14 protein-coding genes and 1 pseudogene are annotated in these 13,307 nt (G+C 66.1%); 9 read left to right on the forward strand and 6 right to left on the reverse strand.

From position 1 onward, the window contains the following. The 3 genes and pseudogenes from BLX41_RS37105 to BLX41_RS12470 form a co-directional block, all read right to left on the reverse strand. A pseudogene (locus BLX41_RS37105) lies at positions 1 to 236 on the reverse strand (META and DUF4377 domain-containing protein); the annotation flags it as partial. 247 nt (positions 237 to 483) lie between these two features. Then, positions 484 to 1,848 (reverse strand): glycosyltransferase family 39 protein, encoded by a 1,365-nt coding sequence (locus tag BLX41_RS12465; RefSeq protein ID WP_123725111.1) that lies wholly within the window; start codon positions 1,846 to 1,848, stop codon positions 484 to 486. A gap of 185 nt (positions 1,849 to 2,033) precedes the next feature. Then, a complete protein-coding gene (locus BLX41_RS12470; RefSeq protein ID WP_123725112.1) occupies positions 2,034 to 2,348 on the reverse strand; it encodes a hypothetical protein in 315 nt (104 codons plus the stop codon). Between the two features lie 243 nt (positions 2,349 to 2,591). On the opposite strand from BLX41_RS12470, the gene BLX41_RS12475 reads away from it, so the two are divergent. Genes BLX41_RS12475 through BLX41_RS12485 form a run of 3 tightly spaced genes read left to right on the forward strand, consistent with a single transcriptional unit; the run spans position 2,592 to position 4,779 of the window. After that, positions 2,592 to 3,248 (forward strand): STN domain-containing protein, encoded by a 657-nt coding sequence (locus tag BLX41_RS12475; RefSeq protein WP_123725125.1) that lies wholly within the window; start codon positions 2,592 to 2,594, stop codon positions 3,246 to 3,248. After that, positions 3,245 to 3,790: an RNA polymerase sigma factor gene (locus BLX41_RS12480; RefSeq protein ID WP_123725113.1), complete on the forward strand. Its 546-nt coding sequence runs from the start codon at positions 3,245 to 3,247 to the stop codon at positions 3,788 to 3,790. The genes BLX41_RS12475 and BLX41_RS12480 overlap by 4 nt, the downstream gene beginning before the upstream one ends. Before the next feature lie 38 nt (positions 3,791 to 3,828). Next, the gene (locus BLX41_RS12485; protein WP_123725114.1) at positions 3,829 to 4,779 is read left to right on the forward strand and encodes a FecR family protein; all 951 of its coding nucleotides are present in this window, start codon (positions 3,829 to 3,831) and stop codon (positions 4,777 to 4,779) included. Positions 4,780 to 5,069: 290 nt separating this feature from the next. Here the strand turns inward: BLX41_RS12485 and BLX41_RS12490 are convergent, their stop codons facing one another. Together BLX41_RS12490 and gspH are read right to left on the reverse strand one after the other, a co-directional pair. Continuing rightward, the gene (locus BLX41_RS12490) at positions 5,070 to 5,729 is read right to left on the reverse strand and encodes a PulJ/GspJ family protein (RefSeq protein WP_404942766.1); all 660 of its coding nucleotides are present in this window, start codon (positions 5,727 to 5,729) and stop codon (positions 5,070 to 5,072) included. Positions 5,730 to 5,944: 215 nt separating this feature from the next. Beyond that, positions 5,945 to 6,409: a type II secretion system minor pseudopilin GspH gene (gene gspH, locus BLX41_RS12495; RefSeq protein WP_259744780.1), complete on the reverse strand. Its 465-nt coding sequence runs from the start codon at positions 6,407 to 6,409 to the stop codon at positions 5,945 to 5,947. A gap of 127 nt (positions 6,410 to 6,536) precedes the next feature. Between gspH and BLX41_RS12500 the strand changes: the two genes are divergently transcribed. Continuing rightward, positions 6,537 to 6,965 (forward strand): type II secretion system protein N, encoded by a 429-nt coding sequence (locus tag BLX41_RS12500; protein WP_259744781.1) that lies wholly within the window; start codon positions 6,537 to 6,539, stop codon positions 6,963 to 6,965. A 3-nt stretch (positions 6,966 to 6,968) separates the two neighbouring features. On the opposite strand, the gene gspI is transcribed toward BLX41_RS12500, so the two are convergent. Beyond that, the gene (gene gspI, locus BLX41_RS12505) at positions 6,969 to 7,355 is read right to left on the reverse strand and encodes a type II secretion system minor pseudopilin GspI (RefSeq protein ID WP_123725118.1); all 387 of its coding nucleotides are present in this window, start codon (positions 7,353 to 7,355) and stop codon (positions 6,969 to 6,971) included. Positions 7,356 to 7,503: 148 nt separating this feature from the next. On the opposite strand from gspI, the gene gspG reads away from it, so the two are divergent. Genes gspG through gspD form a run of 5 tightly spaced genes read left to right on the forward strand, consistent with a single transcriptional unit; the run spans position 7,504 to position 13,078 of the window. Further along, positions 7,504 to 7,950, forward strand: coding sequence for a type II secretion system major pseudopilin GspG (gene gspG / locus BLX41_RS12510; protein ID WP_123725119.1), 447 nt, complete (start codon positions 7,504 to 7,506; stop codon positions 7,948 to 7,950). 8 nt (positions 7,951 to 7,958) lie between these two features. Beyond that, positions 7,959 to 8,942 (forward strand): type II secretion system minor pseudopilin GspK, encoded by a 984-nt coding sequence (gspK, locus tag BLX41_RS12515; protein WP_123725120.1) that lies wholly within the window; start codon positions 7,959 to 7,961, stop codon positions 8,940 to 8,942. After that, the gene (gene gspL, locus BLX41_RS12520; RefSeq protein ID WP_123725121.1) at positions 8,939 to 10,123 is read left to right on the forward strand and encodes a type II secretion system protein GspL; all 1,185 of its coding nucleotides are present in this window, start codon (positions 8,939 to 8,941) and stop codon (positions 10,121 to 10,123) included. Before gspK ends, gspL begins: the two co-directional genes overlap by 4 nt. Further along, complete coding sequence (gene gspM, locus BLX41_RS12525; RefSeq protein WP_123725122.1) at positions 10,116 to 10,691, forward strand: type II secretion system protein GspM; 576 nt, start codon at positions 10,116 to 10,118, stop codon at positions 10,689 to 10,691. Before gspL ends, gspM begins: the two co-directional genes overlap by 8 nt. After that, positions 10,688 to 13,078 (forward strand): type II secretion system secretin GspD, encoded by a 2,391-nt coding sequence (gene gspD / locus BLX41_RS12530; RefSeq protein ID WP_123725123.1) that lies wholly within the window; start codon positions 10,688 to 10,690, stop codon positions 13,076 to 13,078. The genes gspM and gspD overlap by 4 nt, the downstream gene beginning before the upstream one ends. The last annotated feature ends 229 nt before the right edge of the window (positions 13,079 to 13,307 follow it).

Raw genomic sequence — 13,307 nt, forward strand, 5'->3', positions numbered from 1 at the left:
CCGGCGAAGGTCAGGCGCAGTTGGCGCTCGATGCCCTTGTCCAGGGCGGCAACGGGTTTGCCCGCCGCGTCGCTGGCCGAGACCAGTTGCCAGTAGTAGGCAGCCAGTGCTGGCTGGGCGCTGACGGAGGCAGTGCTGGCGGGCATGGAAGAGGATCCTTCAGGGGAGGTGGAGGCCGGGGTGCAGGCCTGGAGCAGGGCGGCACAGACGGATACGAGGAGGATGTTTTGCTTCATGGTTCGCTCTTTCAGCCGTGATGGAGTTTGGCCTGGCGCATGGGCGGCAGGCCCAGGCCGGTAACCTGGGGCAGTCAATCAGGCGTGCGATGCGTGGCGCCCGCCACCTGGGCCGGGCGCCGCCGGACGACCGCTGCCGTTACCGATTGCGATGTGACAGCACTGTGCCAGTTCGGTTTCATGGCCGGTGGCCCCCGGGAGTGTAACCAAATCTTGCACGCGCGCTGCGCCGCCCACTGCCCTGGGCTTACCAGAACCAGTAAGGCAGGAATTTGGGCGTTGGTTCGTTGGCCAGTTCCAGGTGATAGGTAATGGCGTTGAAGAAGAACCCATCGAGCAAGAGAAACGCCGCCACACCGAACGCCAGGACGATCACCTCGTAGTGCCGGTGTTCGGCGTATTGCCGGCCGATCCAGTAGCGCACGCCGCTGAGCAGGGCAAAGCTTGCGAACACACCGGCGAAGTTGGGCTGCAAGGGCCGGGCGGCAAACGCGTTGTAGCCCAGCACCAGCAGCGCCAGGGCCGCGCCGCTGGCCGGCAGGTTCAGGCACAGGCGCAGCAGGCGTTTGCGGGTGGCGCTGAACAGGCCGTTGGGGTCGACGAACATATAGGCCGCCAGCAGGGAAATGGCCGGGGTGATGGACACGATGTAACGCGCTTTCTTCGAGTTGGGAATGCTGAAGAACAGGATCAACACCAAGAACCAGGCGCCCAGGTACAGCAGCAGGCGCGGTGCCGACGGCGGCGGCGCGCTGAACCCCTGCCTGGCACTTCTGACCATGACGCACAGGGCGTAGAACGCGGTGAAGCTGTAGGTGATCAGCCCGACGCTGAAGTAGAAGTAATAGCGTGGCGAGTGATTGCTGGCGATCCGCCCCAGGCCCTGCATCTCCAGCACTTCCTGCATGAAGGCGTCACCGCCCTGCACCTGGGCGGCCCAGGCCAGCAGGGCGACCCCGGCGACGAACAGCAGGCCGCTCAGCAGCGAGAACCCGACCAGGGTCCGCCACTGCCGGCTCAGCAGGTAATAGCTGCCGACTACCAGCGCCGGGCCGATCATGCCAATGGGCCCGCGCAGGGCAAAGCCCAGGATCAGCCCGAGGAACACCAGCGCCAGGCGCCCTTGCTGTTGCTTGAGATTGGCGGTGTAGGCCAGGTAGAAGCAGCCCGCGGTGATCAGGGCCGGATAGATGTCCAGGGCCAGGGAGTTGACGCTATCCACGAAGGCCCAGGTGAACAGGGCAAAGAGCACGCCGCAGACGCCCCATTTGCGCTCATGCAGGGCCCCCAGCTTGTAGATGAACACCAGCATCAGCGACGCGGCAATGCACAGGGGTAGGCCCATCGACAACACGGACAGTTGGCCGAAGGGCAGCGATGCCAGGTAGACCAGCACCGTGTTGACAACGGTGTAGTCGGGATAGGGCTGCAGATCGTCGGCGATGGGGAACAGCGTCATGCCGTGCTGCAGCATGTAGTCGGCGAAGTCGACGAAGCGCGTGGTGTAGTTGAGGACGGCCGGTTTGTACTGCAGGCCCATGAACAGCACGAGGGCCACCAGGAAAATACTCAGGCCGGGCCGTTGCCAGATTTGTCTTTGAACGCTTTCCATGCTCTGAACACACACAAAAATACTGACGATACGGTGGCCAGTAATCGAACGCCATGCACGAATGGCGGCGTGGCAGGTTGCTGGCACCGGTTTTTGAGGTGCAGCAATCTAGCGCGGTCGAGGTTAACGGCCGGTGTACGGGCGCAGTCCCGGTAGTGGCGGCTTGAGGCCGGAGGAACTGCCCCTCAGGGCCGTTGCGGCTTGACCGAAGTGCCGAAGGTATTACCCATGCGCACACCGGTGGCGGCCGGTGTCGAGAGCCCGACCTGGTTCGGCGGGCGCTTGTGCACCGGGTCCTCCATGGCCTGCTGATTGGCCTGGGCCGCCTTGACGGCGTCCGGGTCGTTGCCCATCTGTTTGCTCAGGCAGTTGTAGTCGGGGGCCTTGTAGCCGCCGACGCTGACTTCCACGCAACCCTCGCGGGCCTCCTCGGCCTGCAGCGTCCAGGGCAGGGCGCACAGCAGCAACAAGGTGGCGGCGTATTGGCTTGAACGATTCATCCTGGCCTCCTGGCAGGCCCGGGAAAGCGGGCCTCGATGCCGGCCGAGTGTAGTGCAAACCGATGACTGGAAAAGTGATGGTTTTTTTGCCGTGGCCGTAACACCAGATTCATAAACTGGCCTCAGGATGACGCTTTTAGGGGTTGGACTGCAGTGCAGCGACGCAGCGCGCAGGTCGGGCGATGGACTTCATTGCACGGGGGCTTGGCGACCTGTGTGCTGGGGTTTGTGCTGCTGGCGCCGATGCCGCAGGGCTGGGGCCAGCCCGCTGCCGAGGGACCGCCCCGGGTGGATTCCCAGACCTTGCTGGCGCTGGAGATTCCGGCGCAGAACCTGGTGGATGCCCTGGAACTGTTCAGCCGCGCCACAGGGATGGCGGTGCTGGTGGATCGGGAGTTGACCCGGGGGCGGCGGTCGGTGGGGATCAAGGGCCGTTACAGCGCTCGGGAGGGCTTGAGTCGCCTGCTGGCAGGCAGTGGCCTGATGGCCCGTTATGCCCGCAGCGATGCCTTCACCCTGCAGGTACCGGAGGCGACGCCAGCCACGCCGTTGCAGGGTGCGGGAAGCAGCCGGGCGGCGCGGCTCAACAGCAGTTATGCCAGTGCCGTGCAACAGGCGGTGGAGCACAGTCTGTGTGGTTCGGCGCTGACCCGTCCGGGCCGCTTTCGCGCCTTGTTGCAACTGTGGATCGGCACTGATGGCAGGGTGCAGCACAGCCGCCTGGTGAGCTCCACCGGCGATCTGCAGCGCGATGAAGCCTTGGTGCAGCGCCTGGCGGATACCCGGGTTCAGCGCCAGGCACCCAGCTCGCTGCGTCAGCCGCTGACCTTACTCTTGATACCGGACACAACAGGGAAACGCATGGACTGCAGGGAATGGGAAGGAGCTTCCGGGGTATGAAAAATACCGGACAGAGTGCGATGGTCAGGCTGTTCCTGACGTCCTACGAGGACTTTCGGGTGCGCTTGCGCAGGCGCCTGGGCTCCGAGGACCTGGCCAACGACGTCCTGCATGAAACCTACCTGCGGGTCGACCGTATGGAAGAGCCGCCCAACCTGCTGCAACCCAATGCCTACCTCTATCGCATGGCCCTGAACATTGCCGCCGACCGCCGTCAGTCCGACGCCCGGCTGCTGACCGGCGATGAGGTCGAGGAACTGCTGCACATCGCCGATGACACCCAGGACCCGTCGCGGGTGGTGGGCGGCCAGAAAGAAATCCAGACCCTGCTCAAGGCCCTCTACGAACTGCCGGCGCGGCGGCGCAAGATCTTTATCGCCGCGCGCCTGGAAGAGGCGCCGCACCTGGAAATTTCCCAGCGTTTCGGCATTTCCACACGGATGGTGGAGAAGGAAATCAAGGCTGCCCTGGGCCATTGCGCCTTGCGCCTTGAAAGAAAAGTCATTCAGCGGTTCGGTCCCGGGGCCGGAAAACTGTCCTAGACAATGAGTCCCTGATCAATCCGTGAGTACCTGCGCGCTTGAACATTTTTAGCATCTGCACCCCCCAGGCCTCGGCGGACCCGCAACTGCTGAGGGAAGCCCGGGACTGGCTGGTCCTCCTGACTTCGGGTCGGGCCACCGTGGCCGACGCCCGGGCGCTGCGCCAGTGGTGCGCGCAAAGCCCGCAGCACGCGGCCGCCTTCGAGCACACCAAGGCCCTGTGGCACTGCCTGCAACCGGCAGCCCAGCAGCTGGAGCAACAGGCCCGGCCCCGGCACTTGGGGCGTCGGGCGTTTCTGGGTGGGGCGATTGCGGCCTCGGCGGCGCTGTTCATGGTGCGGTTCACTGTCCCGGGCGGCTTTGCCGGGCTGACCGCGGATTTCGCCACCGACGTCGGTGAGCAGCGGCGGGTGGACCTGGCCGAGGGCGTGAGCCTGGAGCTCAACACCCAGACCCGCATCAGCCGCCGCGACCCGGGCGCGGGCGAGCAGGGCATCGAGCTGCTGGAGGGCGAGGTGGAAGTCTTCAGCCACAGCACCCAGCCGCTCACGGTCCAGGCCGGTGATGGCTGGCTGAGTGCGCGCCAGGCGCGCTTCAATTTGCGCAACACCGATCATCAGGTGTGCGTGACCTGCATCGAAGGCAGCCTGCAAGTGGCAGTGGCGGGGCGCAGCATTCGCCTGGACAGCGGCCGGCAACTGACCTACGACGCCAGGGCGGTGGGCGAACCGATCGCCGTGGACCCCCGCAGCGTGATCGCCTGGCGCGAACAGGTGCTGGTGTTCGACAACGCCAGCCTCAACACCGTGATCAGCGAGATCAACCGCTACCGCCCGGGAATGCTGGTGTTGCTCAATGCCGAACTGGGCAAGCGCAAGGTCCAGGCGCGTTTCAACCTCAACCAGCTGGCTGGCGTGGCCTTGCTGATCCGTGACGCCTATGGCGCCAAATGCACCGAACTGCCCGGTGGCGTCGTGTTGCTGAGCTGACACAACGGCTCCCGGACCGCCTGGCCGCTGCAAGAAGGACGCGTGCTCGTAGGAGCTGGCTTGCCAGCGAAGAGGCCGACGCGATCACCCCTCCATTTGCGAAATCTTCAGGGCCTGGCCGCTGTGCGGTTCGCCGGCAAGCCGGCTCCTACAAGGGTGTGGGTGTCGGTAGGAGCTGGCTTGCCAGCGAAGAGGCCGACGCGGTCACCCCTCCATTTGCGAAATCTTCAGGGCTTGGCCGCTGTGCGGTTCGCCGGCAAGCCGGCTCCTACAGAGTGTGCGCTGGCGGGTTATTCCAACGGCGCCAGCACTTGGCGGTAGCGCTCTTCGCCCTGGGGCGTTTGTCGCACCAGGCGGATCTCCAGGCCCGGGGGATTGTCCTGGCGATTGCCACTGAGTTGACGCCAGCCTTTGTCAGGGTTCCAGACCCGTACCTGCAGGTCGCTGACCCGGCCGAGCACGGCCACTCCGTTCTTGGGCGCCGGCAAGGGGTAGCGGTCCCGCGCCTCGGCTTCGGCGCGGTACAGGGTGTCGCCCTTGAGCCACCAGCGCACGCGTTGCAAGCCGACCCCCGGGGCGGGGGCGCTGCGGATCACTTCCAGACGAAAGCCCTTACTGTCGGAACTGCGCACACTCAGCGGGACGGGACTGCCGGGTTCGGCCTCGTCGCTCTCTCCCAGGTTCGGTTCGCGTAACTGGGAAGCGGCCCGCAAGGCTACGTCGCGCTCCAGCTGATTGAGGCTGCGCAGCAGTTCCTCGGTCTGCTCGGTGCTGGCCCGCAGATGGCCGTCGGCCCGGGTGACGCTGTCCAGGCCGCGCCAGGCAATCAGGCTGACCAGCGCCATGAGCATGATCGCCACCATCACCTCGATCAGGGTAAAGCCGCTTTGTGTAGGGTCTGTTCCCGTTTGGTGACAGGCCGCGACGGGTGCCCACTTGGCACAGGGCAAGGCGCGAGGAGCGCGGTTTGGTTGTTCCAAATAAGCTCCGAGCAACGCCGCCCTGTGCCAAGTGGGCCCCGTCCCTTCGGGTTGCGTGCCAAACGGCGCGAGGCTGCGTTGCGGGATTTGCCAAGGGAACCACCATTGGCGGCATCCCGCGCCTTGCCTCGCACCGTTTGGCCCAGCAACGCGGCTCGTCACCAAACGGGAACAGACCCTAGGCTTCATGGCTGGCCCACCACCCGCAACTGGCCGCTAGCGCTGCGTTCTACCCGCAAGCTGTTCTGGCCGTCGGACAACACCACCTGCAACGGCGGGTTGATCCATTCGGCGTTCAATACCAGGCGCTGCCTGGGCTCGATATGCACCTGCAGCGCCGGGCTTTGCCACTGTCGTGGCCGCAGTTGTCGGTCGTGGCGAAAGTCGTCGATGCCGCTGCCCTCGTCCTCGCGGCGGCTGAAGGTATAGCCCTTGGCCGTGGCCCGCCAGGTGATCGGCCGGCCATCGGCCCGGGCTTCGGCCTGGGCCACTTGCAGCAACTGGGCCAGGCCCTCGGCGTCCTTGCGCAGGGTCTGCAGCGGATCGGGCCTGATGCTCAAGCCCACGGCGGCGCTGGCGATGCCGATGATCACCAGCACCACCATCAGTTCGATCAGGGTGAAGCCCTGTTGCTTGCCTGTGTGTCGCACCTTGTGCTCCTTGGCGACGGGACGGGCCCGTCCGACGCAGATGATCGTGCAGTGAAATAAAACCGTGAGAATTGAGCTGTAGGCTGTGGCAACGGACAAACAGGAGGTCCCGCCGATGCTACGTGCCATGTCATTTCCGTCGCGCCTTGACGCCCCCCGGCTGCTGCAATACGCGGCGCTGCTGGCGGCCCTGGCCGGTGTCGCCACCTGGTCGTCGCTGCTGCTGACCCCGGCGCAGTCCCAGCCCCCGGCGGTGGCGCCCCAGGTGCTCGCCGCGCGTTCCGACAACCCGGCCTTGCAGTGGTTTGCCAACCAGCCAGTGCAGGTGGAGATCAAGGTGTCCGGGGTCATGGCCGGCGCCCGGGGTGCGGTGGCGATCCTGAGCCTGAACGACGGTCCACCGCGCAGCTTCCTGGCCGGCGAGCAACTGACCCAGGGGGTGCGCCTGGCAGCCGTCGAGGCCGACGGCGTGCTGATCGAGCGCGGCGGCGAACAGTCGCGGGTCAAGGTCAGCAAGCTGCCGGACTCGCCGCTGCTGCCACGGCTGACACGCTGAGCCTCATTGGCGCGGTGCCTGGGGCCGGCTGACCAGGGTTTCCAGGCGGGCCAGGGGCGGCGCTTCGCGGCTGCGGTCACGCACCTGGACACTGACCCTTAGCAGCCCGGGCGCGGCTGCGGCGCCAATCGCCTGTTCGCAGCGCAGCTTCAGGCGCCCCTGGTCGCAATCGACGCTCTTCAATCCGCTGGGCAAGCGACCTTCCAGGCGCAACTCGGCGATCCGGCTCTGCGCCGCCAGCAAGGCCAGAGACTTGTCCCGCAGCAGGCCGTTGCTCTGGGTCATCAGCCCGGCCACGCGCACCGCCGCGGCCATCGCCACGGCAATGATGGCCAGGGCCACCAGCACCTCGATCAGGGTAAATCCGGCTTGTTTGGACACGGCTCGCATGGGCCCCTCGAGACTGGGAAACAGTCTCGCAGACTAGCCTGCGGGCTTGACCGAATGGCGACTGAAACTCCCGAGGTTTTTCAATACCACTGACATATCTTCTTGCAACACTGCGCGACGAATCGAACTCAAGCCAAGGAATGTCGAGATGGATATCGCGCCTGTCACCTCAACCGCTCCACCCCGAAGCCAGCGTGGCTTCACCCTGATCGAGATCATGGTGGTGGTGGTCATCCTCGGGATTCTTGCGGTGATGGTGGTGCCCAAGGTCCTGGACCGTCCCGATCAGGCCCGGGCCACGGCGGCCAAGCAGGATATCGCCGGCCTGATGCAAGCCTTGAAGCTGTATCGCCTCGACCACGGCAGCTACCCGAACATGAACCAGGGCCTCAAGGTGCTGGTGGAGCGTCCGGCCAATGCCAAGGACAGCAACTGGCGTTCCTACCTGGAACGGCTGCCCAACGATCCCTGGGGCCGTCCCTATCACTACCTCAACCCGGGGGCCAATGGTGAGGTGGATGTGTTCTCCCTCGGTGCCGACGGCCAGCCCGATGGCGACGGCGTAAATGCCGATATCGGCTCCTGGCAGCTGTAAGGCCGGCCATGAACAGCCATTCGCCCAATGCGGCGAAGCAGCGTGGCATGGCCATTATCAGCGCCTTGCTGATCGCCGCGGTGGTGGCGGTGATTGCCGCCGCCATGCTCTCCCGGCAAAGCACCTTGACCCGCACCGTGGAAGCCGAGCAGGCGCGGGTGGTGGGGATCGGGGTGCTGCAGGGCGGTCTGGAATACAGCCGGCAATTGCTCTGGGACGCCCGCCAGCGCGACGTCCTGACCCGACTCGACCAGGCCTGGGCACGACCCATCGGCGATCAGGCCCTGGGCGGCTTCAACGCGGGGTTCCAGGGGCGCCTGCAAGACCTGCAAGGCAAGTTCAACCTGCGCAATCTGGTGTTCAACCAGCAAGTGGACCCGGTGCAGTTGCAGGCCTTCGAACAGCTGTGTCAGCTGATCGGCATCGACAGCGCCCTGAGCCGACGCATCAGCCAGCGGGTGATCGCTTCCTATCCCCAGCGCTTGGGCAGCACACTGCCCGCCGCCAGCCACCCGGGCAGCTTCAACAGCGGTCGCCTGACGTCCCCGGGCGCGGCGCCCCAGACCTTGCCGCCCCGTCAGCCGATGCTGCGCAGCCTGGATGACCTGCGGGGCATCCAGGGTCTGGACGAGGTCCGGTTGGCTCGTCTTGAGCCCTACGTCAGCATCCTGCCGGGCAACACCTGGATCAACGGCAATACCGCCAGTGCCGAGGTCCTGACGGCGGCGGTGCCGGGGTTGCCACTGTCCCGGGCCAAGGCCCTGGTGGCGGAACGCGATGCCGGGCACTGGTTCATCAATCGTGGCGACTTTCTCAACCGTCTGCGCATGCCCCATCTTGCGGTAGAGCAGATCAAGGTCGGCATCACCAGCGAATGGTTCCTGCTCCAGGGCCAGGCGCGCCGCGATCAGCGCCGGGTCAGCCTGGAGGCCCTGTTGCACCGTCCCGAGGACCGCATGCCCCAGGTGATCTGGTCGCGGGTGGGGGCATGAGCCGCTTGCGCATCGCCTTGCCGCCCCTGGCCGAGCTGATTGCGGCTGAAGCGCCATTGGCCAGCCCGGTGGACTTCGCCCGGCTCGATCGCAGTGGACGGGGCGGGGAGATCGGCCGCTGTCCCCTGGGGCAACTGGCCCAGGGTGGCAAACCGGTGCCGGTGGAGTGCTTCCTGCATCCGTTGGACAGCCTGCTGACCCATATCGAGTTGCCCCAGTTGCCGGCGGCGCGGATCAAGGCTGCGGTGGACTGCGCCGCCCAGGCGCTGATCCTCGGCCCCAGTGAGCAGATGCACGTGGCCCATGGCGCCCGGGATGCCCAGGGGCAGGTGGCCCTGAGCTGGTTGCCCAAGAGCGCACTGCAGGCCCTGGGGCGTCTGTTGGCACAGGCCGGCCTGAAGCTTCAGGGGCTGTACCCGGCGCCTTATGCCTTGCCGGTGCCGCCGCCGGGGCAAGCCAACCTGTGCCTGCTCGATGGCCAGCTACTGCTGCGCCAGAGCAGCGGGCAGGGCAGCGTGCAGCCGCTGGTGGAAGAAACCCTGGAGCAGTTGCGGGCCTCGGGCTGCGAGGTGGGCTGGATCGGCGATGCCGCACCGCCGGCCTGCCAGCCGCTGCCGACCGAGCAACGCTGGAGCGGTCCGCTGCCGGGATGGGGCTTGCACGCCGGCGCGGTGGCGGGGGGCGTGAAGGTCCAAGGCTGGGGCCGAGCCCTGGGTTGCTGCGCCCTGGCCGTGCTGATCTGGATCGTGGGGCTGAACCTGTATGCCGCCCGTGAGGCCGAACAGGGCCAGCAGCTCAAGGCGCAGATGAGTCAGCGGGTCAAGCAGGTGTTCCCGCAGTTGCCGGTGGTGCTCAATCCCTTGCAGCAGGCCCGTCAGCAACTGGCGGCGCAGCAGAGCGGGGCGGCGGACCCGACCCAGGTGTTCACCCGCCTGTTGCAACAGGCCGGCAGCGCCATGCCCTTTATGGTGGGCAGCGTGCAGAGCCTGAGTTTCGCCGAGGAGCGCTTGCAGCTGGAGCTGCTGCCGGACACGCCCAAGAGCGCCGACAGCGCCTGGCAGGGCGCCTTGACCCAGGCCGGCTACAGCGTCCGGGCCGAGGGCAATGGCTGGACCCTGAGCCCGGCCGCAGACGAGCCGGCCAACGTCGCCGACAACCCCCCGGGAGCTGAAGATGAATAAGGCCATGCTGGCGCAGTATCAGGCGCGTTGGTCGCGCCTGCGGACCCAGGTCCATATCCAGGTTCAGGGCCATTGGAACACTCTGGCGCCAAGGGAAAAGCGCCTGTTGAGTGCCACCGCCCTGGGCGTGCTGGGGCTGTTGCTGTGGTGGCTGCTGATTCAGCCGCCGCTGAAGAAGATCGACTACTGGCAAGCCGAGACGCCGAAGCTGCGCGCCCAGGCCGAGGCCCTGGAAGTGTTGTTGCACGAGGCGGCGGCAGGCAGTAACAGCCGGGGCGCGAGCCTTGAACACTCCCTGCGCCAGACCCTGGACGAGGCCGGACTCAAGGACCACTACCAGTTGCAACAGCCTGATGAAGCCGGCCCCGAGAGCTGGCGGTTGACCTTTGAGCAGGCCCCGGCGGATGCCGTGGTCGGCTGGCTGCTGGGGGCTCCCCGGCAGCTTTCACTGCAGGTGGTGGAGGCCCGTCTGCAACGCGCAGCCGCGGCCGCCGCCCAAGACTCGGCAGGCACACTGTCCGGGACCGTTCGCATGGATCAGGCGCAGGGCGCTAAGGAAGCTTCATGAAGTGGTCAGGTTGCAATTACGTGCGCCGGTGTCGCAAGGCCGCACCCTTTCTGCTGCTGGCGTTGGGGGCCTGCAGCAACACCCCGTCCACCACGCCGCCGCCCTTGCTGGTGGACAGCGAACTGGGCCAGCCCCTGGCCGATACCCGGCGCAGCGGCGATGCCCTGCTGGATCGCCAGCGCTTGCAGGCGCAACAGGCTCAACGACCTAAAGTCCTGCACCCGGTGACCAACAGCAGTCGCGGCCACAGCAGCCCGCGCAGCACCAGCGTGCCGCGCAACCCCCTGGGGGATCAGCCGGTGCAACTGAACTTCGTCGATGCCGATATCCAGGCGGTGGTACGGGCCTTGTCCCGCTCCACCGGCCAGCAATTCCTGGTGGACCCGCGGGTCAAGGGCAACCTGACCCTGGTCAGCGAAGGCCAGGTGCCGGCCCATCAGGCCTACGACATGCTGCTGGCGGCGCTGCGCATGCAGGGCTTTTCCGTGGTGGACGTGGGCGGCGTGGCCCAGGTGGTGCCCGAGGCCGACGCCAAACTGCTGGGCGGGCCGATCTACAGCGCCGACAAGCCGGCGGGCAACGGCATGCTGACCCGCACCTTTCGCCTGCAATACGAAAATGCGGTGAACCTGATCCCGGTGCTGCGGCCCATCGTCTCGCCGAACAACCCGATCAACGCCTACCCGGGCAATAACAGCATCGTGGTCACCGACTATGCCGAGAACCTGCAGCGAGTCGCGCAGATCATCGACGGCATCGACACCCCCAGCGCCATCGACACCGATGTGGTGGCGGTGCAGAACGGCATCGCCGTGGACATTGCCACCATGGTGGCCGAACTGCTGGAAACCCAGGGCGCCGACCAGACCCAGAAAATCAGCGTGATCGGCGACCCGCGTTCCAACTCCATCATCATCCGTGCCGGCAGCCCGGAGCGCACCGAGCTGGCGCGCAACCTGATCTACAAGCTGGACAATGCCCAGAGCAACCCGAGCAACCTGCACGTGGTCTACCTGCGCAACGCCCAGGCCGGCAAACTGGCCCAGGCCCTGCGCGGGCTGCTCACTGGCGAAAGCGACAGCGGCGGCAACGACGGCGCCCGGGCCATGCTCAGCGGCATGGGCGGCAACACCCAGAGCGGCCAGAGCCCGACCCAGAACAGCAGCGGCACGCCCACCGGCAGTGGCAATCTCGGCAACAGTGGCAGCAGTACCTACGGCCAGGGCAGCAACTCCGGCAGCGGCTTGAGCGGCACTGGCCAGGCAACGGATCAGAACACCGCCTTCAGCGCCGGCGGGGTCACCATCCAGGCCGACGCCACCACCAACACCTTGCTGATCTCCGCCCCGGACCCGCTGTACCGCAATCTGCGGGAAGTCATCGACCAGCTCGACCAGCGCCGCGCCCAAGTGGTGATCGAGAGCCTGATCGTCGAAGTCGGCGAGGACGATGCCAGCGAATTCGGCGTGCAATGGCAGGCCGGCAACCTCGGTGGACGTGGCGGCTTTGGCGGGGTCAACCTGGGCGGCAGCGGGCTGGTGGGGACGCCGGCCAGCAAGACCAGCATCGACGTCTTGCCCAAGGGCCTGAACATCGGCGTGGTCAACGGCACCGTGGACATCCCGGGGATCGGCAAGGTGCTGGACCTCAAGGTCCTGGCCCGAGCGTTGAAGAGCAAGGGCGGGACCAACGTGTTGTCGACGCCGAATCTTTTGACCCTGGACAACGAGGCGGCGAGCATTTTTGTTGGCCAGACCATTCCCTTTGTCACCGGCAGCTATGTCACCGGAGGCGGCGGCACCAGCAACAACCCGTTCCAGACCGTGCAGCGCGAAGAAGTGGGCCTGAAGCTCAATGTTCGGCCGCAGATTTCCGAGGGTGGCACGGTCAAGCTGGACATCTACCAGGAGGTCAGCAGCGTCGACCCCCGCGCCTCGGTGGATGCCGGGACCGTGACCAACAAACGTGCGATCGATACCAGCATCCTGTTGGATGACGGGCAGATCATGGTGCTGGGGGGGTTGCTGCAGGACGGTTACAGCCAGAGCAACGACGCGGTGCCGTGGTTGTCGAACATTCCCGGGCTGGGGGCGTTGTTTCGCAATGAGAAGCGCAGCATTACCAAGACCAACCTGATGGTGTTCCTGCGGCCCTACATCATTCGTGACAGTGGCGCGGGGCGCAGCATTACCCTCAATCGTTACGACTTCATGCGCCGGGCGCAGGGGGAGTTGCAGCCGGAGCGCAGTTGGGCGATGCCGGATGTGCAGGCGCCGCAGTTGCCTTCGGCGGCGAAGGCGATTCCGGGGGCTGGGGCGGTGCCGGTTTCGTTGCAGGGTGTGCCGCAGGCACCTCGGGCGCCGATTCGGGCGGTGCCGGTGCAATGAAGGTGTTCATTCAGAGGCATGGAGCAGATGTCCGTGGTTGTGGTCATGGCCACTTTCGCGGGGGCTTTGATGGCCAATGGAGGGGGTACATATCCGTTGCTGCGGTAACGGCCGCTGGTGGTTTCGTTTTTATGGCGTGGGGGTGGGGTACATATCCGTTGCTGCGGGTGTGGCCACTTAGGGTTTCGCCCTTACGGCGACTCACTTTTTTCAAACGCCAAAAAAGTAA

Origin of the sequence: Pseudomonas protegens, from assembly GCF_003732485.1 — a bacterium.
Lineage (GTDB): Bacteria > Pseudomonadota > Gammaproteobacteria > Pseudomonadales > Pseudomonadaceae > Aquipseudomonas > Aquipseudomonas protegens_B.

Coding starts and splice junctions, on each gene's coding strand:
- BLX41_RS12465 (WP_123725111.1), bottom strand. CDS start 1,848: ATGGAAAGCGTTCAAAGACAAATCTGGCAACGGCCCGGCCTGAGTATT.
- BLX41_RS12470 (WP_123725112.1), bottom strand. CDS start 2,348: ATGAATCGTTCAAGCCAATACGCCGCCACCTTGTTGCTGCTGTGCGCC.
- BLX41_RS12475 (WP_123725125.1), top strand. CDS start 2,592: ATGCCGCAGGGCTGGGGCCAGCCCGCTGCCGAGGGACCGCCCCGGGTG.
- BLX41_RS12480 (WP_123725113.1), top strand. CDS start 3,245: ATGAAAAATACCGGACAGAGTGCGATGGTCAGGCTGTTCCTGACGTCC.
- BLX41_RS12500 (WP_259744781.1), top strand. CDS start 6,537: ATGTCATTTCCGTCGCGCCTTGACGCCCCCCGGCTGCTGCAATACGCG.
- gspI (WP_123725118.1), bottom strand. CDS start 7,355: ATGCGAGCCGTGTCCAAACAAGCCGGATTTACCCTGATCGAGGTGCTG.
- gspG (WP_123725119.1), top strand. CDS start 7,504: ATGGATATCGCGCCTGTCACCTCAACCGCTCCACCCCGAAGCCAGCGT.
- gspK (WP_123725120.1), top strand. CDS start 7,959: ATGAACAGCCATTCGCCCAATGCGGCGAAGCAGCGTGGCATGGCCATT.
- gspL (WP_123725121.1), top strand. CDS start 8,939: ATGAGCCGCTTGCGCATCGCCTTGCCGCCCCTGGCCGAGCTGATTGCG.
- gspM (WP_123725122.1), top strand. CDS start 10,116: ATGAATAAGGCCATGCTGGCGCAGTATCAGGCGCGTTGGTCGCGCCTG.
- gspD (WP_123725123.1), top strand. CDS start 10,688: ATGAAGTGGTCAGGTTGCAATTACGTGCGCCGGTGTCGCAAGGCCGCA.